The following is a 24,531-nucleotide window of genomic DNA, read 5'->3' on the forward strand; positions in this document are numbered from 1 at the left end:
ACGGCCGCGGCACACCTCAGGGGCCAGGTCCCCGGCCCTACTACCGCTCGCCGAGGCCGGCGTCCCTGGCGCGCGCCACCGCCGCGGCGCGGTCGGAGACGCCGAGCTTGGCGAAGATGTTCGACACGTGGTTGCGCACAGTCTTCTCACTCAAATAGAGGCGCCGCGCGATGGCGTGGTTGGTGAGACCGGCGGCGACGAGGTCGAGGACCTCCAGTTCGCGTTCCGTCAGCTCGGGCACCGGCCGGGGCCGTACGGCCGGCGCGGTGAGAGCGGCCAGCACCCGGTTTCCGGTCGCCGCGCCGAACACGACCTGGCCCGAAGCCACCGCTTCCAGCGAGCGCACGATGTCCGCGGGCGTCGCCTCCTTGAGCAGGTAGCCGCGGGCGCCGGCCCGTACGGCGGCGAGGATCGACGCGTCGTCGGAAAGCATGGTCAGGGCCAGCACGGCCACGCCGGGATGCCGGGCGGTGATGCGGGAGGTCGCCTCGATCCCGCTCATACCCGGCAGGTGCAGGTCCATCAGGACGACATCGGGAGCGACCTGGTCCACCAGCTCGACGGCCGCCTCGCCGGTGCTCGCCACTCCCGCGACCTCCACCTCGGGCAGGTCGCGGAAGAGCGCGACCAGCCCTTCGGCGAACACCGGGTGGTCCTCCACCACCATGACGCGGATCATCGGACCGCCAGTGGAAGCCGTACGACCAGGTGCGTGCCCGCCCCGGCCTGGTCGAGCAGCTCGAAGGTGCCGTTGAGCTCCTCCGACCGGCGCCGCATGGAGGCGAGGCCGAACCCGTGGCGGACGGGAGCCCCCACTCCAACGCCGTCGTCGTCGACCCGCAGCTCCAGGACGCCCGGCGCGTCGCCCGCCCGCAGGCTCACCGTGCACCGGGACGCCATCGCGTGCCGTACGGCGTTCGTCATGGCCTCGGCCGCGATCCGGTAGGCGGCCAGCTCGACCGGCGGCGGAAGAGCGGGCAGGTCGGGCGGGGCCTCCACCTCGACCTGGAGGTCACCCGCGAAGCCCCGGCCGAGCTCGGCCAGCGCGCCCGTGAGCCCCAGGGTGTCCAGGGGCGGCGGGCGCAGGTCGTTGACGATCGCACGGACGTTCTCGACCGTGCCGCGGATTCGGCCCGACAGCTCCTCCATCACCTGCTTGGCCCCCTCGGGATCGGTGTCGACCAGGCGCCGGCCGCGGTCCACCTGCAGCGCGAGGGCCGCCAGGGTCGGGCCGAGCCCGTCGTGGAGCTCGTAGAGCAACCGGTCGCGCTCCTCCTGCCGGGCCGCCAGCAGGCGCCCATGCGAGCGTTCGAGATCGGCCCCGAGGCGATGCGCCCGTACGGCCACCGCGACGTGCGGCGCGAGCTGCGCCAGCAGCGCACGGTCCTTGGGGCGCAGCCGTTCGCCCAGCACCAGCGTGCCGACCCGCTCGCCCTGGTAGAGAAGCGGAACACGCTCGGTCGTGTCGGACTCACCAGGGCGGCTCTCCGCCGCGTCGGGGCCGCCGAAGCGACCCCAGGAGGCCACGATTCCGTCCGGCTCCTCGACGGCCACGTAGTGGATACGCAGGACCCGCCCGACCTCCGCGGCCACCCGTTCCAGCAGGTCACCGGGCGCGCCCGCGTCCGAGAGCCGCACGCCGAGCCGGCGCAGCGCACGCGCCGGGTCCTCACGATCGCCGTACACGAGGCGGTTCGCGGCGGCGGACGCCCGCAGATAGAGAGGGTGTACCGCGAGCGCCACGATCAACGCGGACGCCCCGGCGCCGATCGCGTTTCCGAGCGTGGCCGCGACCAGGGCGTACGCGCCGAGCAGGAGCACGGTGACGGCGCCGAACGCGAGCGCGCGCGACAGCAGGAGATCGAGGTCCCACAGGCGGTGCGCGACGACCGCGACCGACACCGCCACCGGCAGCGGAACGGCGGCGAGCGTCACGATGACCGGCCCCCACGGCACGACCAGAGCGACGCCGAGCAGGGTCACCGTCAGCAGCGCGGCGGCCAGCACCCATTGGAGGCGGCGTCGCACCTCCTCGCCCGCCGACCGGTAACGACAGACGAGTGAGGCGACCGCGGCGAGCACCGCGCCGATCGTGCACACCATGCCCACCGCCATGAGGGCGTCCGGCACCCCGGTGAGCCCGGCCAGCACACCGGCGTACCCCTGGGGGAACAGCCCGGGGACCTGCTCGTAGGTCACCGGACGGAGCATCCAGTCGAGCGTGTTCACCCCGATACCGGCGTACGCCGCGGCGAGCGCGGGCCACCAGCGGCGGGACGGCAGGCGGCCGTCCGGGAAGATCAGCAGGAAGATCGTCGGGACGAGGAGGTAGGCGGGGACCCACAGCGAGTTGGACACCCACATCGCCCAGTCGTCCCCCGGCAGGCCGCTGTCGCCGTCACCGCCGTTGAAACCGACGTTGATGCCGAGCAGGCCGTACGCCCCGAGGGCGAGCCCGAGCCCCTGGGACGTCCCGACGGCCACCATCACCCAGCCGACCCGGCTGCCCGGCCGCTGCGCCACCACGAACAGGCCGGGCACGCCGAACGACAGCGCCGCGACCGCGCGGAAGGCGTCGAACCGTTCGACGATCCCCGTCACACCGAGCTGCCGCAGCCTGGGCTCGACGACCAGCGTCCCGATGACCAGGACGAGCAGCGTGCCCGCCGCCATTGCGGCGCGCCGGACCGATCTGTCCGTCATGAGGGGCATGTTGCCATCCGTGAGTCCCGTCGTCACGGGACGAGATGTCCCGTCCCACGCGGGACCGGCGGCTCATGCCGGCAGGACGTCGCCCGCCGGATCCTTGAACCGCACTCATCCACGGCGCTCTTCGAGGGAAGGTCATGTCCGCCACCACCCCCACCGTCAAACCCGCCGCTCTCTCGACCGCGCTCGTCGCAGGGGTGGGCGTGCTGCTCGCCATGGACGTCGCCGGCGCGGTCATCTCCCTGTCCGCGGGCCTCAGCCCGACCCTGCTCGACGCCCTCGGGCCACAGGCCCGGCTGTCGGCGCCGATCCCGATGATGATCGCGCAGGTCCTGCTCGTCGCCGGCGCGACCCGGCGTCGCCGCGGCATCGCCGTTCCCGCCTCGGCCCTCCTCGCCCTCGCCGGAGTGCTCGCCTTCGTGTCCGGCTTCTACGACGGCGGCTACGCCGCCGACCTCACGACCGGTCAGCGGGTCTTCCAGATCGCCCTCGTCACGGCCCACCTCGGAGTCGGGGTCCTCGCGGCGTTCCACCTCGTACGGCTGCCGCGCCGCTGACGCCCGGCGTCAGATGCGCCGCAGGAGCAGGGTGACGAAACCGAGGCTCCCTCGATAGCCGCCGAGCCACATGTCGCGATGCTCCCGCATCACGGCGAGGGCCTGCTCACCATCGGGCCCCGGGTTGTCCGCGGCCCAGCGCGCCAGCGTGCCGGTCCACGACCACTCGTACTCGTCCCATTCCGCCAGGTCGCTCACGTGGGCGTATACGGTCAGCCATCCCTTGGACTCGGCGCGCTCCACCGTGCCCGCGAGGTCCGGATATTCGCCGATCGCCTCGGCGACCTCGGGAGCGGGAGGGCGTTCCCAGTAGCCCTCCCCCACGAGTGCGAGGCCGCCGGGCCGTACGAACCGGGCGAGCGCCTCCATCGTCTCCGTCAGCCCGCCGAAGGCGTGCGTCGAGCCCACAATGACAGGGCGGGGTGGCGGCTCAGCCGGTCCAGGAGCTGTTGAGGAAGGACATCAGCATCGGCACCATGAGCGGCCCGATCACCGCGGCGTACACGATGATCACGGATCGATGTCGGGCGCCCGCCCTGCCGATCAGCACCCACAACGGCCACCACAGCAGCGCCGACCTGGGGATCGACATGTAGAACGTGGAGGTCACCAGCGCGCCCAGCTGCAGCCCGACGTAGACGAACTCGGCCCAGCGGCGGGTGACCAGCAGCCAGACGAGCAGCAGCACCCCCACGATGGCCGCCGCGATCTCCAGCCGGAACATCGGCCCGAACCCCTCGTCACCGCCGGTCGAGTCCCACGTGGTGCGGAACGCCTCCCAGGGCCAGACGGGTTTGCGTCCCCACCCGGTCAGCTGCGCGTTGTTCCAGGCCAGCCAGTCCCCCGTACGGGAGTACTGGTAGGCGGCGTACGCGAGGATCGGCGCGAACGGCAGCGCCAGCCAGGCCCCCCGCCACCAGCCCGCCCAGCCGTCCCTCCTGATGCGGCTCACCACGAACTCGACGATCAGCGCGACGGCCAGGAACAGGCCGGTGATCCGTACGCAGGACGCCCCGGCGGCCAGGGCACAGGCCAGCGGCCAGGCGCGGCGGCGGGCCGCCAGCCAGGCGGGCAGCGCGAAGGCGAGGAAGAGCGCCTCGGAATAGCCTGCGAACAGGAAGACGGCGGGGGGACACAGCAGCAGCGCCAGTACGGCCCAGCGCCCCGCACCCGCGGGCCCCTCCAGGTCGGCGAGCCTGGCCAGCGCCACGACGGCCACCGCACCGGCGACGAAGGAGATGATCAGCCCGGCCAGCGTCCAGTCGTCCACCACCAGGTGCACCAGCCGCAGCGCCAGCGGCAGGCCGGGGAAGAACGCCGGCAGCCCCGGGTCGGGCTCCAGGTTGGGGTCGCCGTCGTAGCCGAACTGCGCGATCTTCCGGAACAGGTCGACGTCCCAGAACTTCCACCGCTCCAGCAGCGGGGCGTGGTTCTGACCGGAGACGATCAGCACGCCGTAGAGCGCCACGAGGAGCATGCCCGCCCTGGTGCCCACCCACAGCAGCAGGGCGTCGCGGACGGTGGCGCTGCGCCACAGCGGTTCGGCGGCGGTCTCGCCGCCGGGGAGACCCGTCTGCCCCGGAGCCTCCTCGTCCGGCCCGGGTCGCTCCCCGCGTTCGGGGTCGTGCTCAGCTTCCTGGACGAAAGCCGTCACGTGCCGTCTCCTCTCGCGCCCGCCGGTCATCGCCGCGCGGTGCCCCACCGCTTCGGAGCACGGTGCCTTACCGCCCCGAAGCGGGCCCGCCTCCCGGACCGCTGTCACTCCCTCTGGGCCGTACGCGGCGGGCGGCCGCGCCCATGATCGGCAATGATGTCAATCACGCGCGGCGCCGCGCCAGAGCGGGCTCCGGAGCCGTCCGCGCGAGCCGCGATGACCTCGGGTTTCACCCGTGACGAGCCGGAGCGACCGGCGCCCCGGATGAAAGTTGCAGCGCCCGGTGAAGCGAGCGCCCGCTGAACGGCATCCCGGCTGGGAGACAGCCCGGCGGAGGAGACGGCGCGGCTGAGGAGGCGGGAGCGATGGCCTACCGCGACGGCCGTTCCACGACCGGGGGTTCGGGCAGGACGAGCGCCGAATGGACCGGATTCCCCTCCGAGGGCGGCATCTCGCTGAGATTGCGCAGCCTCTCGTCGCGCCGCCTCAGGTCCTCGGCGGTGGTCGGCATGAGGGTGATGCGGCCCTCACCGACCAGGTCCTGGTTCGCGGTGACGAAACCACGGGTGTCGCGCTCGTAGGCGGCGAAGCCCTCCACGTAGTCCCCATGCGCGAGGGAGGCCGCGAGCATGTAGGCGCCGACGAGGGCGAGGCTGGTGCCCTGCCCGGTGAGGAACGACGGCGCGAACGCGGAGTCGCCGACCAGCGCGACACGGCCACTGGACCAGCGGGGCGCGCGGATCTGGGCGACCGCGTCGAAGAACAGGTCGTCCGCCTCCCGCAGCGCGGCCAGCATGTCCGGCACCACCCAGCCGACACCGGCGAAGATCTCGCTGATCAGATCGCGCTGGGCCTGCAGGTTGCCGAAGGCGTGGAACGGCGTCTCGGGATAGGCGAAGGTCAGGAGGGCGTTCACCTCGTCACCGGTCGCGTAGAAGGCCGCGGCCCTGCCCGGGTCGTTCCACATCGCGACCTCGTTCTTGAGACCGAGGAGGTTGGGCATGGAGAGGATGCCGAAGGAGTAGCCGAGGTAGCGGTGGAACGGCTCCTCCGGTCCGAACACCAGCTCCCGGGTGTGCGAGTGCATGCCGTCCGCGGCGATCACCAGGTCGAAGGTGCGGCTGCCGCCCCCCTTGAAGGTGACGTCGACCCCGTGGCCGGACTGGTCCAGGCTGACGATGGAGTCGTTGAACAGGAACTCCACGTCGTCACGGACCGACCCGTACAGCGCATCGGTCAGGTCGCCGCGCCGCACCTCCAGGTCCCGCCCCGCGACGCCGCCGGTGACGCTCTGCGGGCGCAGGGTCGCCACCACGTCGCCTTCTCCCTCGTAGAAGGTCATCCGCTCCATCTCGATGTGCGCCTCCCGCAGCCGGGGCAGCAGGCCCATGCGCTCGACGACGCCCAAGGCGGTGCCGCGGATGTCGATGGGGTAGCCGCCGCTGCGCGGCGCGGGCGCCCTCTCGACGACGGTGACCTCGTAGCCGTAGCGGTTGAGCCAGTACGCCACGGTAGGACCCGCGATGCTGGCTCCGGAGACCAGGACGGTGCGCGCGGGCGTGACACGGCCGTGGTTCGGCTGGTCGGTGAGGGTCATGCCTTGACTCCTTCGTGCATGGTACGGACGACGAGCAGGCACAGCGCCGCGGTTATGCCTGCGATGACGAAGCCGGTGACGAAGCCGGACTCGGCCGGTACGCCGGAGCCGGCGACGGTATTGGCGGTGAGGAGCGCGCCGCCGAGCATGGCGCCGACGGCCGAGCCCAGGGCGCGGGTCACCAGGAGCACGCTGGTAGCGATGCCGGTGTCGCCTTCGTCGACATAGGAGGCGACGCCGGTCATCATGGCCGTGACACACAGCCCGTTGGCGAGCGCGATCAGTGCCTTGCCGACCACGATGTGCCAGATCTCGCCGTGCACGGCGCTCAGGCCGAGCAGGGCGAAAGCCATCATGACGGTCGAGATGATGGTCATTGTGCGCGGGCCGAAGCGCCGCTCCCCGATCCCGCCGATCGGCCCGGCCAGCGTCGCGGCCACCGCGCCGGGCAGGAGGACGAGGCCGATGGTGGTGGGAGACGCCCCGAAGCCGTAACCGTCGCCGGACACGTCGAGCAGCTGCGGCACGAGGTAGGCCCCGTTCGCGGTGCCGAGGCAGATCACGAACGTCACCACGCACGACTTCCAGACCATGGGGCGTGCCAGCATCCGCAGGTCGATCATGGGCGCGACGGCGCGGCGTTCCACGGCGACCCACCCGGCCGCGAAGGCGACCAGCACGACGACGAGCGCACCGAAGACGACCGGCGCCGAGCCCGCCTGGGGCGCCAGCACCAGCACGAGGATGAGGGTGGCGAGAGTGCCGCTCAGCAGCAGCAGGCCGGGCCAGTCGATGCCCGAGCCGTGCGAGCCGCTTGGCTCGTCGCCGGGCATCAGCTTGCCGACCAGCAGGGTGAATACGATGATCGCGAAGGTCGGCAACGCGAACATCCAGTGCCGGGAGAGCGACTCGGCCACGGGGCCGGCGGCCAGCAGCCCTACCATCGAGCCGCCCACGAACATCCCGCTGACCAGCCCGATGGCGGCCTTGGCCGCGCCCGTCGGCAGGTTCTTGCGGACCACGATGAACGTCAGGGGCAACGAGCCCAGCATCACCCCCTGCAGGAGCTGACCGACCAGCAGCACCGGCAGGTTGGGCGCGAGCGCGGAGGTCAGGCCTCCCACCGAGACCACGGCCATGAGCCGGATCAGCATCCGCTTGCCGCCGTAGCGGTCGCCCAACGTGCCGGCGATCGGAGTGATGAGCGCACCCGTGATGAGGATCATGATGTTGAGCAGCGCCCCTTGGGCCGGGCTCATGTTCAGCTCGCGTTGCAGGAGCGGCAGCGTCGGCGACACGACCGACTCCAGTGAGCCGACGGAGATGGCCAGCAGTCCAAGGGCCGCCACGGCGGCCCTGCTCATGCGGACCGGCGAGGCGGAGGGGGGTGTGGTCATTGGCATCCTTTTTCTTGCTGCCGGATTTCTTGCTGCCGGGCGAGTTGAATGCCGGTCGTGCGCGGGACGCCGTTGTCTTCGCGCACGACCGGCCGTGTGGAGGCGTCACCGGCCGCCGGGGAGGCGGCCGGTCCGGTCGCGGCCGGAGCCGGGGAGGCGGCCGGTCCGGTCGCGGCCGGAGCCAAGTGGGAATCGGATCGGGTGGTGAGATCACCGAGGCCGCTCACAGCGAGGACGACGAGCGCCGCCACCGCGACCGCGAGGCCCTCGTTCACCTGGCACAGCGCCGCGCCGGCGGCCGCGCCGAGGATGATCCACATGACGGCGGCGGCCCGCCGCAGTGCACCCTGGGAGCGGGCCGCGCCCAGCCGGGAGTCCGCCGCGAGCCCGGTGAGGGTGGAGGTGACCACCACGGTGGTGACGTCCTTCACCGCCAGATGGCGGGCCGTCGCCGCCTGCATCCCCATGGCCAGGGCGAGCGCCGCCGCCATCGCCGGGCGCAGGCCGGGCGCGGCATCCGCCCCGACGGCGACCAGGACGAGGGCCACCGCCACCAGGACCAGCGCGACACCGGTCAGCAGCCCCGTGCACCGGGCGCTCCAGCCCGGGGCGGCGGTGCGCAGCACCCGCCCGGCCAGCGCCGCGCCGGCGAGAAAGCACACGAGGGCCACGGCGGGGCCGAGCACCGGCAGATCCGTCACGCCCGTGGCGGCCATCCCGAGGATGACGACGTTGCCGGTCATGTTGCCCGCGAACACCCTGTCGAGGCGCAGATATCCGACGGCGTCGACGACGCCCGTCGCGAAGGTGAGCGCGAGCATCAGGCCGGGAAGGGACACCCGTCGCAGCACCGTCCCGGCCCCGGCCGCACGGCCCGTCATCGGCCCACCGCGTATCCCTGGGCGCCGCGCGGGTTGGCCGCCGCCCCCAGGACGCCGCTGTCCGGATCACGGGTGACGACCGACAGCCGGCCCTGGCTCCATGGCCCGGAGACGGTCACGTCGTGGCCCCGCCGGCGCAGCTCGTCGATGACCGCCGGGTCCGCTCGTTCCTCGATCACCAGCCCGCCCGGTGTCCATGTCCGCGGCCAGAACGAGCTCGGCACCGCCGTGGTGTGGAACGCGGGTGCGTCGATCGCCTGCTGCGGGTCGAAGCCCAGAGCGAGGGTGCGCACCAGGTACAGCAGCTGCCACTGGTCCTGCTGGTCGCCGCCGGGGGTGCCCAGCGCGGCCACGGGAACGCCGTCGCGCAGCAGCAGGGTGGGCGTCAGCGTCGTCCGCGGGCGCCTGCCCGGTTCCAGGCGGGAGGGCGCGGCAGGGTCGAGCCAGGTCATCTGCAGCCGCGTGCCCAGCGCGAAACCGAGCTCGGGCACGGCCGGGGAGGACTGGAGCCAGCCTCCGGACGGCGTGGCGGAGATGATGTTGCCCCAGCGGTCGACGACATCGATGTGACAGGTGTCGCCCCGGGTCTGCCCGGTCTGCTGCACGGTGGGTTCGCCCACGCCATCGGCCTGCACGGCGTTCCGGCGCGTCTCCAGGGGCGGTGTGTACGGTTTGAAGCCGATGTCGCCGGGCCTGAACTCGGTGGAGGCGGCCGGGCCGATCAGTGCGGCGCGCTCCTCGCTGTACTGCGGGGACAGCAGCCGGCGCACCACCTCCTCGGCGTCCGCCGGGTCCAGGTGCCCGTAGTACGCCTCCCGGTCGGCCATGGCCAGCTTCAGGGCTTCGATGATGGTGTGGACGCCCTCGGCGGTCGACGGATCGATTCGCGAGTCATCGAAGTGGTCGAGCAGGGTGAGGGCCTGCAGCAGCACGGGGCCCTGGGACCACAGGCCCGCCTTCGCCACCGTGATCCCCCGGAAGCGCGCGGTGACGGCGGGTTCGAGACGGGGCTCGAAGTCGGTGAAGTCGGCGGCGGTGATCACTCCGGCGTGGACGGTGCCCGACGAGTGCCGGTGCGGCACGGCGGCGGCCTCCTCCACGGCGGTGGCCACGAACCCGGTCCGCCAGGCGCGTCGCGCGGCCTCTATCCGTGCCCTCCGCGTCGTGCCGGTGCCCTCGGCGACCAGCCGGCGCAGGGTGCGGCCGTAGACGGGGTTGACGAGGTTGTCGTACGGCTGCGGGACACGGCCCTCGGGCATCCACAGCGCGTACGACGTCGGCCAGTGGGTGCGGAAGAGGTCCTCGACCGTGGCCAGGACGCGGGCAAGCTGGGGCACGACGGGCACGCCGCGTTCGGCGTACTCGATCGCGTAGGCCAGGACGTCGGCGAGCTCCCAGGTGCCGTGCTCGGCGAGCAGCCAGAGCCAGGAGTCGACGGCGCCGGGAACGGCGGCGGCCAGGGCGCCCGCGCCCGGGACGTGGTCGAGCCCTTCGGCGCGGAAGTGCTCGATCGTGGCGGCGCGCGGGGCGTGGCCCTGTCCGGCCAGCACGCGCGGGGTGGGGTCCTCCGCGGTGGCCAGCACGGCGACGAGGTCACCGCCGGGTCCGTTCAGGTGGGGTTCGGCCACGTGGAGCACGAAGGCGCCCGCGGTGGCCGCGTCGAAGGCGTTGCCGCCCCGTTCGAGTACGGCCTGGGCCGTCGCGGACGCCAGCCAGTGGGTCGAGGCGGACATGCCGAAGGATCCGCGCAGCGTGGGGCGAGTCTGGTGAGGGAGATCGGTCTGCGCGCGGTGTTGACCGGCCATGGGTCACCTTCCGTTCGGGGCACGCGGTGGATCGGGGGACGCGCCGGCCCGGCCCCCGTGGCGACGTGGACGCGCGGGGGCTCGGGTCATGTGGTGGCGCGGGGTGGTCACATGAGGGCCGGGGCCCATGTGCCGGTCAGGAGGCCCGGGTCAGGGGGCCCGGGTCAGGGGGCGGGCCGGGGCGCCGGACCAGGGCACCGGTGTGCCGCAGGCCCGGGACGCCGCCGGCTCAGGACGCGTGGTGGGCGGCGTGGTGGGCGGCCAGGACGTCGCCGCCGAAGTCGGTCTCCGGATCCCGCCACACGGCGTGGGCGTGGTTGGCGCCGCGGTGGACCTTGGTCCACTCGACGAGCAGCCGCGGGCCGTGCAGGCGGTAGTAGTGCGGCTCGCCCGGCTCCGTCGAGCCGGCCCAGGCGAAGTGGACGGCGTCCAGCTGCGCCGGGTCGTCGTAGCGCGACAGCGGGGAGATGCCGTCCTGCACCCGGCCGAGGTAGGTGCCGAGCAGGGCGCGCAGCAGCTCACGCTGCCCGGCGTCGAGCTCGGCGGCGGGCACCCCCTTGAGCGGCGGAGTGAGGGACACCGCTCGCCGCTCCGCGTCGTCCAGGAACGTGTGCGGCTGGTCGGGGCGGTCCGGCACGTTCTGGTCGGGCTGCCACAGCTCACGGCGCGTGATCACCCGGTCGTCGACCCGGGGGCTGTTGCCCGCCACGACGTCGTACGGCGGCCGCGGCAGCAGGATGGCGCGCTCGGCCGCCTCCGGCCGCAGGGAGCGGACCAGTTCACGGGCCAGGTCCTCGGGTGCTCCCAGCGGGCGCAGGGCCGCGCCGCCGAGCAGGGGTGACGCGGCCGGGTCCGCGCCCATGAACATGGGCGTGGTGGCGGTGACCCGCCCGTCGACCACGAGGAAGTTGAGCGAGACGTGGTGGCCGCCGAACCGCCAGCCCCACGGCTCCGTCCCGCCGGGCTCCCCGAAGACCCGCAGGTAGTACATGTTCGGGTCGCGGGACCGCTCCCTGCCCCAGTACACCGAGAAGTCCTCGACGCGGTCGAGCACGTTCTCCAGGCCGATGACGGTGGCGACCGTGTTGTACCCGGCTTCGGACAGTCCGCTCGCGACCAGCCGCATCACCATCCGGTGCTGGGCGGGACGCTGCCGGGAGAACGTCAGGCCACCGTGGTCGGTGGGCGTGTAGTACCACGTGGTGCGTTCGGCCTCGGCCGCCTCCCCCGCGCCCGGCGCCGGTCCGACCGCCAGCCGGCGCTGCTCCGCGTCCAGGGAGTCGAGCCACTCCCGGGCCGCCTTGGCCATCAGGTCCGCGACCTCGCGCGCTGCGTCTGTCATGCCTTGATCCCCTCCTGCTTGCGTACGTGTGGGGGGTGTGGTGGCGGTGGTCATGTCGCGTCCACTCCCAGGAACTCGCGCACCCACAGCGCGATCCTGTCGGCGAACTCCTGCGCGATCGCGTGGCGTCCACCCTCGATGGCCTTCAACTGGGCGTTCGGAATCTGCTGCTCCATGAGGACCGCACCGGCGTACGGCGCCAGCCGGTCCTCCGTGCCGTGCACGATGAGGGTGGGCACCGAGATCTCCGCCAGCCGGTCCCGGACCTCGTGCTGCCTGATGACATGCTCACGGCGGGAGTTCTTGTCGGGGCTGCGCTTGGTGAGCACATTGACCCGGCCACCCTGCGCGGGCCGGCCCTCGGGGGTGAAGAAGAACTCGACCGCCGAGCGCTGCCGTTCCTCGTGGGTCATGGACAACAGCTCGTCGATCGCCGCGCCTTCGAAGAAGTAGCTCGGTGAGGTGGCGACCAGGATGAGGGAGGCGACCCGCTCGGGATGCCGCAGAGCGACGTGCTGGGCCACAGCGCCGCCGAAGGACGTGCCCAGCAGGTGCGCGGAGGGGAGGTCCAGCGCGTCCAGCAGGTGAACGAGGTCGTCGGCGAGGTCGGACATCGTGTAGAGAACCGGCGGGTTGACGGTCACTCCCGAGTCACGCTGGTCGTACGAGATGACCCGGATCCCCGGGCCGAGATGGGCACGCAGTGCCGTGAACTGGGTGCGGTCGCTCTCTCCGCCGTGCACGAGCACGAGCGGCACGCCGGACCCGCTGTCGATGATCCCGACCTCGAGGTCACCCGCCCGTACGATCGACGTGGCCGGGTCGGCGGGTGCGGTCGTGTCATCGGGCATCGTCACTGCGGACCTCCTGGTGGATGGCGTCGGTGGCACAAGTCGAACATTTGTCTGATATGCAACAGAAATCTGGCGTCGAGCCAGGAAAGGACCCCGTTTTCACCCCCGGGGCGGGTGCAACGGCTGGAAAGGAGTCTGGGCCGACGGCCACGCGTCCGGCGTCACACCTGAGAGCCAAGCCGAAGGTGATACCGCGGTAGGGGGTGTCGCGGGTGTGCCGCAGCGCCGGCGCGGCGCCGGACGCCACAAGCGAGACAGGCGGGCAGGCGAGAAGAACGGGACAACCGGGCAGGCGAGACAGGAAGGGCGGAATCAGGGGTGGTCAGCCCGCGCGCCCACCCACGCAGGGCTGACCTCAGGCAGCCACGCGGGACGGCCGCCATCCGGCGCCGTCGTGGATATATGGGTCCGGGGACGGCCGCGCGGGCACGTGGGCCTTGCGGGCACGTAGGTCCGGGGACGACCTCGCGGGCACGTGAGTCCGGGGACGGCCTCGCGGGCGCCACCGCCGTAGGGGATGGCGGTGCGGCCGTGTCACTCGCCGGGAGCCACCAGTCCCGACTCGTAGGCGAAGACCACCGCCTGGGCGCGGTCGCGCAGGTCGAGCTTGGTCAGCACGCGGCTCACGTGCGTCTTGACCGTCTGCTCGGCCAGCACCAGAGCCCGGGCGATCTCCTGGTTCGAATAACCGCGCGCCACCAGGGTCAGCACCTCGGTCTCGCGTTCGGTCAGCTCTTTCAGCCGCAGCGCGGGCTTGCCGCGGGCCGCGGGACGCTGCTTGACGAAGTCCGCGATGAGACGGCGCGTCACGGACGGCGCGAGCAGTGCGTCGCCTCTGGCGACGATGCGGACCGCCGCGACGAGGTCGTCCGGCGGCGCGTCCTTCAGCAGGAAGCCGCTCGCGCCCGCCCGCAGCGCCTCGTACACGTAGTCGTCGACGTCGAACGTGGTCAGCATCAGCACACGCGGCCGGTGGGTCACCCCCGGCGGGGGCGAGAGGAGCCTGCGGGTGGCCTCCAGGCCGTCCATGACGGGCATGCGCACATCCATCAGCACCACGTCAGGACGGGTCTGCCGGCTCACTTCGACGCCCTGTGCGCCGTCGGACGCCTCGCCCACCACGTCGATGTCGCTCTGGGCGGCCAGCAGTGCCGCGAAGCCGGCCCGCACCATGGCCTGGTCGTCGACGACGACGACTCGTATCGTCACGTGAAGTCCTCTTCGTTCAAGGGGAGCCGGGCGGCCACTCGGAAGCCTCCGTCCGGCAGTGGTCCGGCATCGAGGGTGCCGCCGACGAGCCGCACCCGCTCGCGCATGCCGACCAGTCCGTGTCCGGTGCCGCTCGGCTCCAGCGGTACGGCGCGCGGCTCAGGCGACGGTCCGTTGACGATCAGGACGGCCAGCCGCCTGCCGTCCTCGCCTTCGGCCGGCTCCGACACCGACAGGGACACCTGTGTGTGCGCTCCGGGTGCGTGCCGCACGACGTTCGCGAGGGCTTCCTGGACGATCCGGTACGCGGACAGGCCCACCGACTCGGGGACCTTCACGTCGCAGGCGGTGAACTCCACCGGCACGTGCGCCCGCGAGGTCGCGTCCACCAGCTGGTCGATCTGGGCCAGGCCCGGCTGGGGCGCGAGTTCGTCCTGCGTCTCCTCGTTGCGAAGAACGCCGAGGAGGCGCCGCATCTCGCCGAGCGAGTTGCGCGCGGTCGAGGCGATGTTCGCGAACTCCTTCCGCACATCCGGCGGCAGCCGGTCGAGGCGATATTCGGCGCTGTCCGCCTGCACCGTGATGACCGACATGTGGTGCGCCACCACGTCGTGCAGTTCGCGGGCGATCCGGGCCCGCTCCTCCAGCAGCGTCCGCCGCGCGCGCTCGGCCTCGCTGATCGTCTCCTGCTCGACCAGCCTGCGCTGCACCTCGGCCCGTTCCCGCAGCGCGACGGCGACCAGCAGGGCGAGGCCGCCGAGGGCGGTGAACGACAGGTCCACGGCGCCGGCGCCGTGCGGTGCGAAGAACATCAGCGTCACGTTCGCGGCCGCCGTGGCCAGCCACACCAGCAGCAGCGTCCGGCGCCGCTCGCTCAGACCCAGAGCGAGACAGAGTCCGACATATCCGACGATCACCACGGACGGGAACGGCCACAGCAGCCGTTCCGGGAAGTCGACGGTGAGCAGGGCGAGCGCCCCGGCCACGTCGGCCGTGAAGATCACATACCAGGCTCGCAGCGGCCGTACGACGGCCAGCAGCAGCGGCGCGACCTGTGCGATGGCCAGCGCGGTCCCGGCGACGGCGATCAGTCCGTAGTACTTGGTGAGGAGGATGCTCGTCGCCGGAAGCAGGCAGACGCACAACACGGTCGCCACAACCCCAGGCAGCAGCCGAACCCACGGGCGGGACGACCCCGCCAACAGCGCGTGCGGGCCTCCCTCCTTCACTGAGGTCATGGAGACAGCCTAGGGGCTTAACACGAGGTCAGGACACATGTGAAAGCGGGACAGACCCGGCGTCGCCCCCCGCCGGCGGGCGTGGCGGCGGCGCGCGGGGGTTCGCCGGCGGCGCCGGACAGGACCCGATGCGGCGCCGTGATGACGAACGCCTGCGCGCGAGAGATCGTCGTCATACCGTGTGGACGGCCACCGGCAGATACACCTTGATCCGTACCACGCAAAGTCGGGACAATTTCCCCGATATTCCCATCAAATCGCATCCATCCCTTTCACCGCCGCCCGTACGGCGACGCATGGCATGCCGCCGTTCCATATCACCGCGACCCACGAGTGAGCGGAGGACGGCGGCGACCGCAGGGCCGGCCAACCCGACTGCCCGCACGACAGAAAGGATCGTGATGAGTCACTCAGCACAACGCCTGGGCGTGGTCGCCGAATCGGCGCCGGGCGAGACCCGGGTGGCGGCCACCCCGGCCACCGTCCCGCAGTTGGTCTCGCTCGGCTACGAGGTGATCGTCGAATCGGGAGCAGGCAGACGGTCGGGCTTCACCGACGACGCGTACACCGAAGCCGGGGCGCGGATCGCCGGCCGTGAGGAGACGTGGGACGCCGACATCGTGCTCAAGGTGAACGCGCCGACGGCGGACGAGATCACGGCCCTGCACGACGGAGCCACGCTCGTCTCCCTGATCGGCCCGGCGGCCAACCCCGATCTGGTGGACGCGCTCGCGCGACGGCCGATCACCGTGCTCGCGATGGACGCCGTGCCGCGCGTCTCCCGCGCGCAGGCGCTCGACGTGCTGAGCTCGATGGCGAACATCGCCGGTTATCGCGCCGTCATCGAGGCGGCGCACGCGTTCGGGCGGCTCTTCACCGGCCAGGTGACCGCGGCGGGGAAGGTCCCCCCGGCCAAGGTCCTGGTGGCGGGCGCGGGCGTGGCGGGGCTGGCGGCCATCGCCACGGCGGCCAGCCTCGGCGCGATCGTGCGGGCGACCGACCCCCGTCCCGAGGTGGCCGAGCAGGTGCGGTCGCTGGGCGCGGAGTTCCTGGACGTCGGGGTCGTCCAGGCGGCGAGCACGGACGGGTACGCCCGGGAGACCTCGCGCGACTACGACCGCCGCGCCGCCGAGATGTACGCCGAGCAGGCCGCCGACGTGGACATCGTCGTCACCACCGCCCTGATCCCCGGGCGTCCCGCTCCCCGGCTGTTCACCGCCGAGCACGTGGCGCGCATGCGCCCGGGCAGCGTCATCGTCGACATGGCCGCCGCGCAGGGCGGGAACGTCGAGGGCACCCGGCCCGGGGAGGCGGTCGTCACCGAGAACGGCGTGACCATCATCGGCTACACCGACCTCGCGGGACGGCTGCCGGCGCAGGCGTCACAGCTCTACGGCACCAACCTCGTCAACCTGATGAAGCTGCTCACCCCCGGCGCGGACGGCCGGCTCGTCCTGGACTTCGACGACGTCGTGCAGCGCGCTATGACCGTCGTCCGCGACGGCGAGAAGACCTGGCCGCCACCGCCCGTTCCGGTGAGCGCGGCACCCACGACCCCCTCCCCCACGGCCCCCGCGACCGACGCCTCCGCCCCGGGGCGGGGAACGGTGCGGGAAGCGGCCGCGGCTCCCGCCGGGCGACCGCCGTCGCCGCCCGGACGGCGACGCCATCTGGTCACCGCCGCCCTCGCCGTCGCGCTGTTCCTGCTGACCGCCTTCTCGCCGAACGCGCTGATCGAGCACCTCACCGTCTTCGTGCTGTCGATCGTGATCGGCTACTACGTGATCGGCAACGTCCACCACGCGCTGCACACGCCGCTGATGTCGATCACCAACGCCATCTCCGGGATCATCGTGGTCGGCGCGCTGCTCCAGATCGGCCAGGGCCACGCGGTCGTCGCCGTCCTGTCGTTCGTCGCCATCCTGCTGGCGAGCATCAACATCGTCGGCGGCTTCGCCGTGACCCGGCGCATGCTCGGCATGTTCACGAGGAGCTGACCGTGACCCTCTCCACGGCCGCGCAGGCCGCCTACATCGTCGCCGCCCTGCTGTTCATCCTCAGCCTCGCCGGGCTGTCCAAGCACGAGACCGCGCGCTCCGGGGTCGTGTCGGGCATCTCCGGCATGGTCATCGCGCTCGCCGCGACCGTCGTCCTCGCCGCGGACGGCTCCGCGGCCCTCGCGGTGGTCCTGCTCCTGGTCGCGATGGCGATCGGCGCCGCCATCGGGCTCTGGCGGGCCCGCATCGTCGAGATGACCGCGATGCCGGAGCTGATCGCCATCCTGCACAGCTTCGTCGGTCTCGCCGCCGTGCTCGTCGGCTGGAACGGCTTCCTTGAGGTCGAGAACGGAGGCGGGGCGCGGGCCGAGCTGCCCGGCTCGCTGCTGGGCGTCCATCACGCCGAGGTGTCCATCGGCGTGTTCATCGGTGCGCTCACCTTCACCGGGTCGATCGTCGCGTTCCTCAAGCTGTCGGCCCGGATCGACTCCCGCCCGATGATGCTGCCGGGCAAGAACTCCCTGAACCTGGGCGCGCTCGGGGCGTTCGCGGTGCTGACCGTGCTCTTCGTGGCCTCCCCGAACCTCGGGCTGCTCGTCGCCCTGACCGTCGTGGCGCTGCTGCTCGGCTGGCACCTGGTCGCCTCCATCGGCGGCGGCGACATGCCCGTCGTCGTCTCGATGCTCAACAGCTACTCCGGGTGGGCGGCCGCGGCGTCCGGGTTCCTGCTCGACAACAACCTGCTGATCGTCACCGGCGCGCTCGTCGGCTCGTCCGGTGCCTACCTGTCGTACGTGATGTGCCAGGCGATGAACCGGTCGTTCATCTCCGTGATCGCCGGGGGCTTCGGCATCGAGGCGGGCCCCGCGGGCGACCGTGACTACGGCGAGCACCGGGAGATCACCGCCGTCGAGACCGCCGACCTGCTCAAGGACGCCAAGTCGGTCGTCATCACCCCCGGGTACGGCATGGCGGTCGCGCAGGCGCAGTATCCGGTCGCCGAGCTGACCCGCAGGCTGCGGGAGCGCGGCGTCGAGGTGCGCTTCGGCATCCACCCGGTCGCCGGACGCCTGCCCGGTCACATGAACGTCCTGCTCGCCGAGGCCAAGGTGCCGTACGACATCGTCCTCGAAATGGACGAGATCAACGACGATTTCGCCACCACCTCGGTCGTCCTCGTCATCGGCGCCAACGACACCGTCAACCCCGGGGCCGTCGAGGACCCGGACAGCCCCATCGCCGGGATGCCCATCCTGCGCGTGTGGGAGGCGGAGCACGTGATCGTCTTCAAACGGTCGATGGCCACGGGGTATGCCGGGGTGCAGAACCCCCTGTTCTTCCGGGACAACAGCAGGATGCTCTTCGGCGACGCCCGGCAGCGCGTCGAGGAGATCGTCTCCGCGCTCTGACCCGCGACCGCCGGACCTGCGATCGTTCCTGACCAGCGATCGTTCCTGACCAGCGATCGTTCTGACCTGCGACCGTCCGACGCGGACCGCCTGCGGGCGGACGACGATCCGGGCCGGGAGGGCGATGCCTCCCGGCCCCGGTCACCCGTGCTCGATCTTCGTCAGCCCGAAGCCGAGCTGGCTGTAGAGCTCCAGCTGGTCGAAGTATTCGCGGTGCGTGACGATCTTGTCGTCGTGGACGAAGGTCGAACAGGTGGCGCGGATGGTGATGTGACGGCCTGTTCCCCTTATCTCGCGTCCGTCCGGCAACATAAGAGGACCTTCATGGGTGCCGGTATAGGTCCATTCCGTGACGGCGGGGTTCTCACAGTCGCCGAGCTCGAACCAGGCCGTCGCGCGGAAGTCCGGAAAGGCCCTGAAGAACTGCTCGTACATCCAGGCGATCTGGTCGTGGCCCTCCGCCACGCCTGACGGCGTGACATACACGGCGCCAGGGCTGTAGCAGGCGAGTATTCCCCGGATGTCGTGCATGTTGATCGCGTCGGTCAACCAGTGCTTGAGGTCCCAAAAAGTAGCCATAGGGCACCCTCGATGCGTCGAAATCTCGGGTTCTTAATTTACGCAAAGAGTGGTTTTCTCCTGGTTCCCATAGGGCCTTGCCTTGGCAAAGACCGCTCACCCGCACAGGTGCACAAGAACTGTTGCACAACGACTCTTGTGCGACTAGGGTGAGCGGGTGAGTGATCGCCCCACGCGTGACGTACGCGACTCGAAGGTGCTGGCCGCGATGTCCCACCCGCTGCGCCGGCGGCTGCTCGACATCCTGCGGGTGGACGGGCCCTCGACGGCGTCGGTGCTGGCCGACAGGACCGGGCAGGCCGTCGGCAACATCAGCCATCACCTCAAGGTCCTCGCCGCCAGCGAGCTCGTCGAGGAGGTGCCCGAGCTCGCGCGTGACCGGCGGGAACGCTGGTGGCGCAGGTCAGCCGACGTCATCAGCTGGTCGATGTCGGACTTCCCCGACGATCCCGTGGCCGCGGCGGCCGAATCGCTCGTGCTTGAGCGGCAGACCGCGCTCGCCCGGCAGTGGTTCGCCGAGCGCGACGGCCACCCGGAGGCGTGGCGGCGAGCGGCGTTCACCACCGACCACTGGGCGAGGCTGTCCGTCGCCGAGCTCGCCGAGCTGGAGGAGAAGATCCTCGCCCTGTTCACCTCGCTGGCGGACCGGGAGGTCCCCGACGACGGGGAGGAACGCAAGCTGGTCTTCCTCACCGCCCGCGCCGTACCAGGCCGGCCGTGAACACCACACCGCCCGTGCCCACCACACCGCCCGTACCCACCACACCGCCCGAACCCACCACACCGCCCGAACCCACCGCGACCGCGACCGCGACGCCGCCCGAATCCACCACGCCGCCCGTGACCACGACGCCGGCCGTACGCGGCGGCCTGCTGGGCACGCGCGACTTCCGGCTGCTCTGGATCGGCGAGACGACGAGCACGCTCGGCGGTTCCGTCGGCGGCGTGGCGCTTCCGCTGGTCGCCGTGGTGACCCTGCACGCGAGCCCCCTGGCGGTCGGGCTGCTGACCGCGGCCGCCTGGCTGCCGTGGCTGCTGGTCGGGCTGCCCGCGGGCGCATGGGTCGACCGGATGCCGAAACGGCCGGTGATGCTGGTGTGCAACACCGTGTCGATGGTGGCGTTCGCGGGCGTGCCGATCGCGGCCTGGCTCGGCGCGCTGACCACGACCCACCTGCTCGTGGCGGCGACGACGGCCGGCGCGGCGAAGGTGTTCTTCACCCTCGCCTACCGGGCCTACCTGCCCGCCCTGGTCGAGCGTGACCGGCTGCTGGAGGCGAACGCCATGCTCCAGGGCAGCGAGTCGGCCGCGCAGATCGCCGGTCCCGGGCTGGCCGGGCTGCTCGCGCAGTGGTTCGGCGCCGTCAGCGGCGTGCTGGCCGACGCGGTCAGCTTCGCGATCGCCGTCCTGTGCCTGCGTTCGGTGCGCACACGCGAGGCTCGCCGGGAGACCGGCGCGCGACGGCGGCTGCGCACGGAGATCGGCGACGGGCTGCGGTTCGTCGTGCACGATCCATACCTGCGTACGCTCACCGCCTTCGGCGCGACGTCCAACATCGCGTTGATGGGCTACGCGTCGATCCAGGTCGTGTTCCTCACCCGGGATCTCGGTGCGGGAGCGGCACAGGTGGGCGTGGTGCTGGCGGTGGCGGGCTCGGGCGGCCTGTTCGGCGCCGCGCTGTCCGGCCGGGTGGCCACGCGGTTCGGACCGGCGCGGGGATTCCTGATGTGCGAGGCGCTCGCCGCGCCGATGGCTCTGCTGGGGCCGATCGGCACCGGCGGCGCGGGACTGGCGCTCTTCGCCGCCGCGGGCTTCGGCACCGGTCTGGGCGTCGTGGCCTCGAACATCCTGACGAGCACCTTCCGCCAGCGTTACTGCCCGGCCGGCATGTTCGGGCGGATCACCGCGAGCACCTCGGCCCTGAACTACGGCGCGATCCCCCTCGGCGGGCTGCTCGGCGGCCTGCTCGGCGAGGCGATCGGCGTACGCGAGACCATGATCCTGATGGCCGTCGTCCAGCTCCTGTCGGTCGCGATCCTGTTGCTCAGCCCGCTCCGTCCGCTGCGCGACTTCCCCGCCCGGCGCCGTCGTGCGGAACCGGTCCTGCACACTGCCCTGCACCCTGCCCTGCGCCCAGCCCTGCGCACTGGTCGGGCCGATCGTGATATCCCGTGCGAATGATCAGACGAGGGACGGCGCTGCGCGCCCTGGGCTCGTTGCTGGACAGGTCGCTCGTACAGATCGCGGAGGCGTCCGCGGACGCACGGACGTACGACCGGCGAACCGTCAACGAGGTCGCGGACGTCTGGGACAACAACACCTTCCCCCTGTTCCACGCCGCGACCGCCCGCACGTCCATCGGGCGGGAACGGCGTGCCCGCGCGGCCCTCAGCTGGATGGCCGATTTCGGGCCGGAGCGGCGGAGCTGGATGGTCGAGCAGGCCGCGGCGGCGGGGCACCCACTGGAGCGATCACTGCCGCCGCCCATAGCGCAGCCCCGGCGCACCAGAGACTTCCGAGGGCACGTGACTCCCTCGGCCAGGCCGCTGACAGCCGAGGCCGCGCTCGAACTCGCGACCGGCTACGACGTCGCCGCCGGGGAGGTCCGCTCCCTGCTGATCGAACGTGCCGGCGAGCGACTGACCGGGTCACTCGTCCTGATCGTGCCGCGCCGCTACGACGCCGGCCCGCAGGCGGGAGACCTGCCCGAGCTGCACCTGTGGCTGGAGGATGTCACCGGCGTGCACTTCGCCTCCGACGACCGGAGAGGAGCCACGCTGCCCTGCCGGGCGCCTCAATGCGCGTGGGAGCGACGCCCGGCGTTGATGCCGGCTTCAGACGTCACTGCCCGCTGCGCAGCGTGAGCAGGTAGGTCGCGGTGAGTGCGACGGCCCGGTCGTCGTCGTGCGACAGCTCGGCCAGGGCGCGTGAGGTGATGTCGCCAGGGATGTCGGCGAGCGCCTGGGTCAGCCGCCGGCGTCCGGACGGTTCGACGCCGCCCTGGGCGAGGCGGCCGACGAGCCCGGTGGCGATCCGATCCGTCAGCGCGGGATCGGCCGCCAGCGCGCCCAGCGCGTCGGCCGCGTCGACGTCGTTCACCCCCTCGACGATCATGTCGATGAGCGTCGGCACCGCTTCGGCCACCCCGCGTGCCCCGAGCGCCAGAGCCACACGCCTGCGGACCTCGGCGTCGGAGTTCGTGAGAGCGTCCTGCAGCAGCGCGGTCGCCGCCTCTCCCGTGATCTCGGCGAGGGACTGGACGGCGCGCCTCCGCACCTCGGCGGCCGGTGAGCCGAGGCCCTCCGCGAGCGGCGCCACCGCGTCGTCGCCCGATCGCGCCAGGGCCCAGCGCAGGGCACCGGCGACGTTCGGGTCCGTCTCGCTCAACGCCGCCTCGGCCAGCGCCTCCACGGGCGCCGAAGCCTCTTCGGCCGTGGCCAGGGCCGCCTGCTGGCGCTTGCCTGCGCTCTCCGACCCCAGGGCCTGGAGGAGCGCCACGATCCGGAGCACGTCCTCCCAACCGGCGGGCTCGGCGGCGCCGATCCGGCGCAGCCGCGTGAGCAGCTCCGTCTCGGCCGCGATGCGTTCGCGCGTACGGCGGATGAGGTCGTCGACGAGTTCCGAGGGCGTGAATCGGGGATCGTCCAGCGCGCGCCCGACCTCACGCAGCGACAGCCCCAACGACCGCAGGCTCTCGATGTGGAAGATCCGCGCGATGTCGTCGCTGGAATACTCCCGATAGCCGGCCTCGTTCCGGCCCGTCGGCCGCACCAGGCCGAGCGACTCGTAATGCCGGAGCATCCGGGCGCTGACCCCCGACCGCCGTGCCACCTCGCCGATCAACACCGCATGTCACTCCTCCTGCCCTGCCGCGCCGAGGACCGCGACGCGCTTCGCCTCCTCGATCGCGAACTCGAATCCCGCGTCCGGATCGCGCAGCAGCCGTTCCGTGGCGATCGCGTGCCGGCGTACGCGCTCGTCGCGGCTCGTCATCGCCTCGCGCAGGATCGGCTTGATCACCTCGCCGAGCCCGGCCAGGGCACGGCTCAGGCTCAGCTGCGTCTCGCGTTCGCCGCGTCCGAGCTGTGTCGCCAGCACCCCGGCCAGTTCGGATTCTTCACCATCGGGCACGAGCACGACCGCCGCCCGCCAGGCGCTCCGCGCCACCTCGTCGTCGGTGTCGGTCAGGAGCGCCCGTGTGATCGCCGGCCATGCGCTCTGGTCCCCGATCTTCGAGAGCGTGTGCAACGCCTGGCTGCGCGCCTGCGCGCGCTCCGAGCGCAGCTCGTCCACGAGCTTCGGCACCGTCACCGATGACGGATGGCGGGTGAGCGCCCACGTGAGCATGTCGCGCACGTAGAAATCGGGCTCGACCGCGCAGCGCTCGATGAGCTTGCCGACCAGCCTCTGGTCCGGGGCCGTGCCGACCGCCAGCACCGCCTTCAGCCGCACCGACGAGTCGCCGTCCTCAAGCGCGTGCAGAACGCGCACCGTGTTCGTGTCGCCTTCCTGCGTGGTCATCGCGACCACCTCCTCGGCCACAGTGAAAAGCTTGTCACTGTGTCAAGGTCAAGCGGAGTCAAGGTCAAGCGCAGCCCGCCCGTGGCCGTACGGTCAACCGGCGCAGTGGTTGTCGGTGAGGGACGTGGTCGCGTCGGGGTTGCCGAGGGACGCCGCCGTGTTCCAGTCGGCGCAGGCGGCGCCGGTATCGCCGAGCCGCGACTCGGCCACCCCGCGCTGATAGTAGGCGTCGGCATATTCGGGCATGAGTCCGATCGCCGCGTTCAAATCGGATATCGCCTCCTGCGGCTTGTCCAGCCCGATCCCGGCCACTCCCCGGGAGTAGTAGGCCTCCGCCTGCTGCGGGTCATAGGTGAGGGCCGTGGAAAGGTCGGCGTACGCGCCCGAGTAGTCCCGCAGCGCGATCTTGGTCTTGCCGCGCTCGCTGTAGGCGACCGCGAAGGTCGGAAGCCGCGACACCTCATAGTCGAGCTCCCGTAGTGCCCCGGTGTAGTCGCCGTTGTAATACCTGATCAGGCCGAGATAGTGGTGCGCCAGGACGAAGTCCGGGTCGAGTTTCACCGTGCGTTCCAGATCCGATGTGGCGCCCGTGTAGTCTCCGCCGCGGAATCTGGCGATGCCCCGGCTGTTGTACGCCAACGCGATGCCCGGCTCTTTGGCGATGGCGTCGCTCATGATGGTTTCCGTGTTCTTCCAGGCCGTGTTCCTGATGACGGTCAGCGTGGCGAACAGGATCGCGAACACCGCCGTCACCCCGATCGCACCGGCCCGCAGCACGCGAT

At 71.8% G+C, this 24,531-nt stretch carries 22 protein-coding genes; 6 read left to right on the plus strand and 16 right to left on the minus strand.

Annotation, left to right across the window (positions count from 1 at the left end):
• Positions 1 to 40 precede the first annotated feature (40 nt).
• Positions 41 to 679: a response regulator gene (locus OHB01_RS38570; protein WP_142645658.1), complete on the minus strand. Its 639-nt coding sequence runs from the start codon at positions 677 to 679 to the stop codon at positions 41 to 43.
• Positions 676 to 2,703, minus strand: a complete 2,028-nt coding sequence (locus OHB01_RS38575; RefSeq protein WP_142645659.1) for a sensor histidine kinase — start codon at positions 2,701 to 2,703, stop codon at positions 676 to 678. The genes OHB01_RS38570 and OHB01_RS38575 overlap by 4 nt, the downstream gene beginning before the upstream one ends.
• 143 nt (positions 2,704 to 2,846) lie before the next feature.
• On the opposite strand from OHB01_RS38575, the gene OHB01_RS38580 reads away from it, so the two are divergent.
• Positions 2,847 to 3,266 (plus strand): hypothetical protein, encoded by a 420-nt coding sequence (locus OHB01_RS38580; protein ID WP_142645660.1) that lies wholly within the window; start codon positions 2,847 to 2,849, stop codon positions 3,264 to 3,266.
• 9 nt (positions 3,267 to 3,275) lie between these two features.
• Here the strand turns inward: OHB01_RS38580 and OHB01_RS38585 are convergent, their stop codons facing one another.
• The 10 genes from OHB01_RS38585 to OHB01_RS38630 all read right to left on the minus strand — a co-directional run bounded on the left by OHB01_RS38585 (position 3,276) and on the right by OHB01_RS38630 (position 15,243).
• On the minus strand, positions 3,276 to 3,674 hold the full coding sequence (locus OHB01_RS38585; RefSeq protein ID WP_142645661.1) for a hypothetical protein: 399 nt from the start codon (positions 3,672 to 3,674) through the stop codon (positions 3,276 to 3,278).
• A 22-nt stretch (positions 3,675 to 3,696) separates the two neighbouring features.
• The gene (locus OHB01_RS38590) at positions 3,697 to 4,920 is read right to left on the minus strand and encodes a hypothetical protein (RefSeq protein ID WP_260617116.1); all 1,224 of its coding nucleotides are present in this window, start codon (positions 4,918 to 4,920) and stop codon (positions 3,697 to 3,699) included.
• A 370-nt stretch (positions 4,921 to 5,290) separates the two neighbouring features.
• Positions 5,291 to 6,517 carry an FAD-dependent monooxygenase gene (locus tag OHB01_RS38595; protein WP_142645662.1) on the minus strand — a complete coding sequence of 409 codons (1,227 nt, stop codon included), beginning with the start codon at positions 6,515 to 6,517 and terminating at the stop codon, positions 5,291 to 5,293.
• Positions 6,514 to 7,914, minus strand: a complete 1,401-nt coding sequence (locus OHB01_RS38600) for an MFS transporter (protein ID WP_142645663.1) — start codon at positions 7,912 to 7,914, stop codon at positions 6,514 to 6,516. The genes OHB01_RS38595 and OHB01_RS38600 overlap by 4 nt, the downstream gene beginning before the upstream one ends.
• Positions 7,911 to 8,795 carry a YoaK family protein gene (locus OHB01_RS38605; RefSeq protein ID WP_142645664.1) on the minus strand — a complete coding sequence of 295 codons (885 nt, stop codon included), beginning with the start codon at positions 8,793 to 8,795 and terminating at the stop codon, positions 7,911 to 7,913. The genes OHB01_RS38600 and OHB01_RS38605 overlap by 4 nt, the downstream gene beginning before the upstream one ends.
• Entirely contained in the window at positions 8,792 to 10,600 is a 1,809-nt protein-coding gene (locus tag OHB01_RS38610) for a gamma-glutamyltransferase family protein (RefSeq protein WP_142645665.1), read from the minus strand. The genes OHB01_RS38605 and OHB01_RS38610 overlap by 4 nt, the downstream gene beginning before the upstream one ends.
• Positions 10,601 to 10,829: 229 nt before the next feature.
• Positions 10,830 to 11,942: a DUF3500 domain-containing protein gene (locus OHB01_RS38615; RefSeq protein WP_328854704.1), complete on the minus strand. Its 1,113-nt coding sequence runs from the start codon at positions 11,940 to 11,942 to the stop codon at positions 10,830 to 10,832.
• 50 nt (positions 11,943 to 11,992) lie between these two features.
• Complete coding sequence (locus OHB01_RS38620) at positions 11,993 to 12,793, minus strand: alpha/beta fold hydrolase (protein WP_142645860.1); 801 nt, start codon at positions 12,791 to 12,793, stop codon at positions 11,993 to 11,995.
• A gap of 537 nt (positions 12,794 to 13,330) precedes the next feature.
• Positions 13,331 to 14,005, minus strand: a complete 675-nt coding sequence (locus OHB01_RS38625) for a response regulator (RefSeq protein WP_142645667.1) — start codon at positions 14,003 to 14,005, stop codon at positions 13,331 to 13,333.
• Complete coding sequence (locus tag OHB01_RS38630; protein WP_328854705.1) at positions 14,002 to 15,243, minus strand: sensor histidine kinase; 1,242 nt, start codon at positions 15,241 to 15,243, stop codon at positions 14,002 to 14,004. The genes OHB01_RS38625 and OHB01_RS38630 overlap by 4 nt, the downstream gene beginning before the upstream one ends.
• A gap of 401 nt (positions 15,244 to 15,644) precedes the next feature.
• On the opposite strand from OHB01_RS38630, the gene OHB01_RS38635 reads away from it, so the two are divergent.
• Both OHB01_RS38635 and pntB read left to right on the plus strand, forming a co-directional pair.
• On the plus strand, positions 15,645 to 17,240 hold the full coding sequence (locus OHB01_RS38635; protein WP_142645669.1) for a Re/Si-specific NAD(P)(+) transhydrogenase subunit alpha: 1,596 nt from the start codon (positions 15,645 to 15,647) through the stop codon (positions 17,238 to 17,240).
• A 2-nt stretch (positions 17,241 to 17,242) separates the two neighbouring features.
• Complete coding sequence (pntB, locus tag OHB01_RS38640) at positions 17,243 to 18,649, plus strand: Re/Si-specific NAD(P)(+) transhydrogenase subunit beta (RefSeq protein ID WP_142645670.1); 1,407 nt, start codon at positions 17,243 to 17,245, stop codon at positions 18,647 to 18,649.
• A 141-nt stretch (positions 18,650 to 18,790) separates the two neighbouring features.
• Here pntB and OHB01_RS38645 read toward each other — a convergent pair whose 3' ends face one another.
• On the minus strand, positions 18,791 to 19,198 hold the full coding sequence (locus OHB01_RS38645) for an ester cyclase (RefSeq protein WP_240971004.1): 408 nt from the start codon (positions 19,196 to 19,198) through the stop codon (positions 18,791 to 18,793).
• Positions 19,199 to 19,385: 187 nt separating this feature from the next.
• On the opposite strand from OHB01_RS38645, the gene OHB01_RS38650 reads away from it, so the two are divergent.
• From OHB01_RS38650 to OHB01_RS38660, 3 genes are read left to right on the plus strand one after another with little or no spacing between them, the layout of a single operon-like run.
• Positions 19,386 to 19,949 carry a winged helix-turn-helix domain-containing protein gene (locus tag OHB01_RS38650; RefSeq protein WP_205829863.1) on the plus strand — a complete coding sequence of 188 codons (564 nt, stop codon included), beginning with the start codon at positions 19,386 to 19,388 and terminating at the stop codon, positions 19,947 to 19,949.
• Positions 19,946 to 21,409: an MFS transporter gene (locus OHB01_RS38655; RefSeq protein ID WP_205829864.1), complete on the plus strand. Its 1,464-nt coding sequence runs from the start codon at positions 19,946 to 19,948 to the stop codon at positions 21,407 to 21,409. Before OHB01_RS38650 ends, OHB01_RS38655 begins: the two co-directional genes overlap by 4 nt.
• Positions 21,406 to 22,092 carry a hypothetical protein gene (locus OHB01_RS38660; RefSeq protein WP_142645672.1) on the plus strand — a complete coding sequence of 229 codons (687 nt, stop codon included), beginning with the start codon at positions 21,406 to 21,408 and terminating at the stop codon, positions 22,090 to 22,092. The genes OHB01_RS38655 and OHB01_RS38660 overlap by 4 nt, the downstream gene beginning before the upstream one ends.
• Here the strand turns inward: OHB01_RS38660 and OHB01_RS38665 are convergent.
• The 3 genes from OHB01_RS38665 to OHB01_RS38675 form a co-directional block, all read right to left on the minus strand.
• On the minus strand, positions 22,070 to 23,074 hold the full coding sequence (locus tag OHB01_RS38665) for a HEAT repeat domain-containing protein (protein ID WP_142645673.1): 1,005 nt from the start codon (positions 23,072 to 23,074) through the stop codon (positions 22,070 to 22,072). The genes OHB01_RS38660 and OHB01_RS38665 overlap by 23 nt on opposite strands.
• A gap of 6 nt (positions 23,075 to 23,080) precedes the next feature.
• Positions 23,081 to 23,749, minus strand: coding sequence for a HEAT repeat domain-containing protein (locus OHB01_RS38670; protein WP_142645674.1), 669 nt, complete (start codon positions 23,747 to 23,749; stop codon positions 23,081 to 23,083).
• A gap of 93 nt (positions 23,750 to 23,842) precedes the next feature.
• A complete protein-coding gene (locus OHB01_RS38675; RefSeq protein ID WP_328854706.1) occupies positions 23,843 to 24,526 on the minus strand; it encodes a tetratricopeptide repeat protein in 684 nt (227 codons plus the stop codon).
• Positions 24,527 to 24,531: the final 5 nt, after the last annotated feature.

This window comes from Microbispora hainanensis (genome assembly GCF_036186745.1).
Taxonomy (GTDB): domain Bacteria; phylum Actinomycetota; class Actinomycetes; order Streptosporangiales; family Streptosporangiaceae; genus Microbispora.

Bases quoted from the DNA above. Each gene is read 5' to 3' on its own strand.
- OHB01_RS38635 (WP_142645669.1), top strand. From the start codon at position 15,645: ATGAGTCACTCAGCACAACGCCTGGGCGTGGTCGCCGAATCGGCGCCG.
- OHB01_RS38670 (WP_142645674.1), bottom strand. From the start codon at position 23,749: ATGACCACGCAGGAAGGCGACACGAACACGGTGCGCGTTCTGCACGCG.
- OHB01_RS38630 (WP_328854705.1), bottom strand. From the start codon at position 15,243: ATGACCTCAGTGAAGGAGGGAGGCCCGCACGCGCTGTTGGCGGGGTCG.
- OHB01_RS38595 (WP_142645662.1), bottom strand. From the start codon at position 6,517: ATGACCCTCACCGACCAGCCGAACCACGGCCGTGTCACGCCCGCGCGC.
- OHB01_RS38570 (WP_142645658.1), bottom strand. From the start codon at position 679: ATGATCCGCGTCATGGTGGTGGAGGACCACCCGGTGTTCGCCGAAGGG.
- OHB01_RS38615 (WP_328854704.1), bottom strand. From the start codon at position 11,942: ATGACAGACGCAGCGCGCGAGGTCGCGGACCTGATGGCCAAGGCGGCC.
- OHB01_RS38620 (WP_142645860.1), bottom strand. From the start codon at position 12,793: ATGCCCGATGACACGACCGCACCCGCCGACCCGGCCACGTCGATCGTA.
- OHB01_RS38580 (WP_142645660.1), top strand. From the start codon at position 2,847: ATGTCCGCCACCACCCCCACCGTCAAACCCGCCGCTCTCTCGACCGCG.
- OHB01_RS38660 (WP_142645672.1), top strand. From the start codon at position 21,406: ATGATCAGACGAGGGACGGCGCTGCGCGCCCTGGGCTCGTTGCTGGAC.
- OHB01_RS38605 (WP_142645664.1), bottom strand. From the start codon at position 8,795: ATGACGGGCCGTGCGGCCGGGGCCGGGACGGTGCTGCGACGGGTGTCC.
- OHB01_RS38575 (WP_142645659.1), bottom strand. From the start codon at position 2,703: ATGACGGACAGATCGGTCCGGCGCGCCGCAATGGCGGCGGGCACGCTG.
- OHB01_RS38610 (WP_142645665.1), bottom strand. From the start codon at position 10,600: ATGGCCGGTCAACACCGCGCGCAGACCGATCTCCCTCACCAGACTCGC.
- OHB01_RS38600 (WP_142645663.1), bottom strand. From the start codon at position 7,914: ATGACCACACCCCCCTCCGCCTCGCCGGTCCGCATGAGCAGGGCCGCC.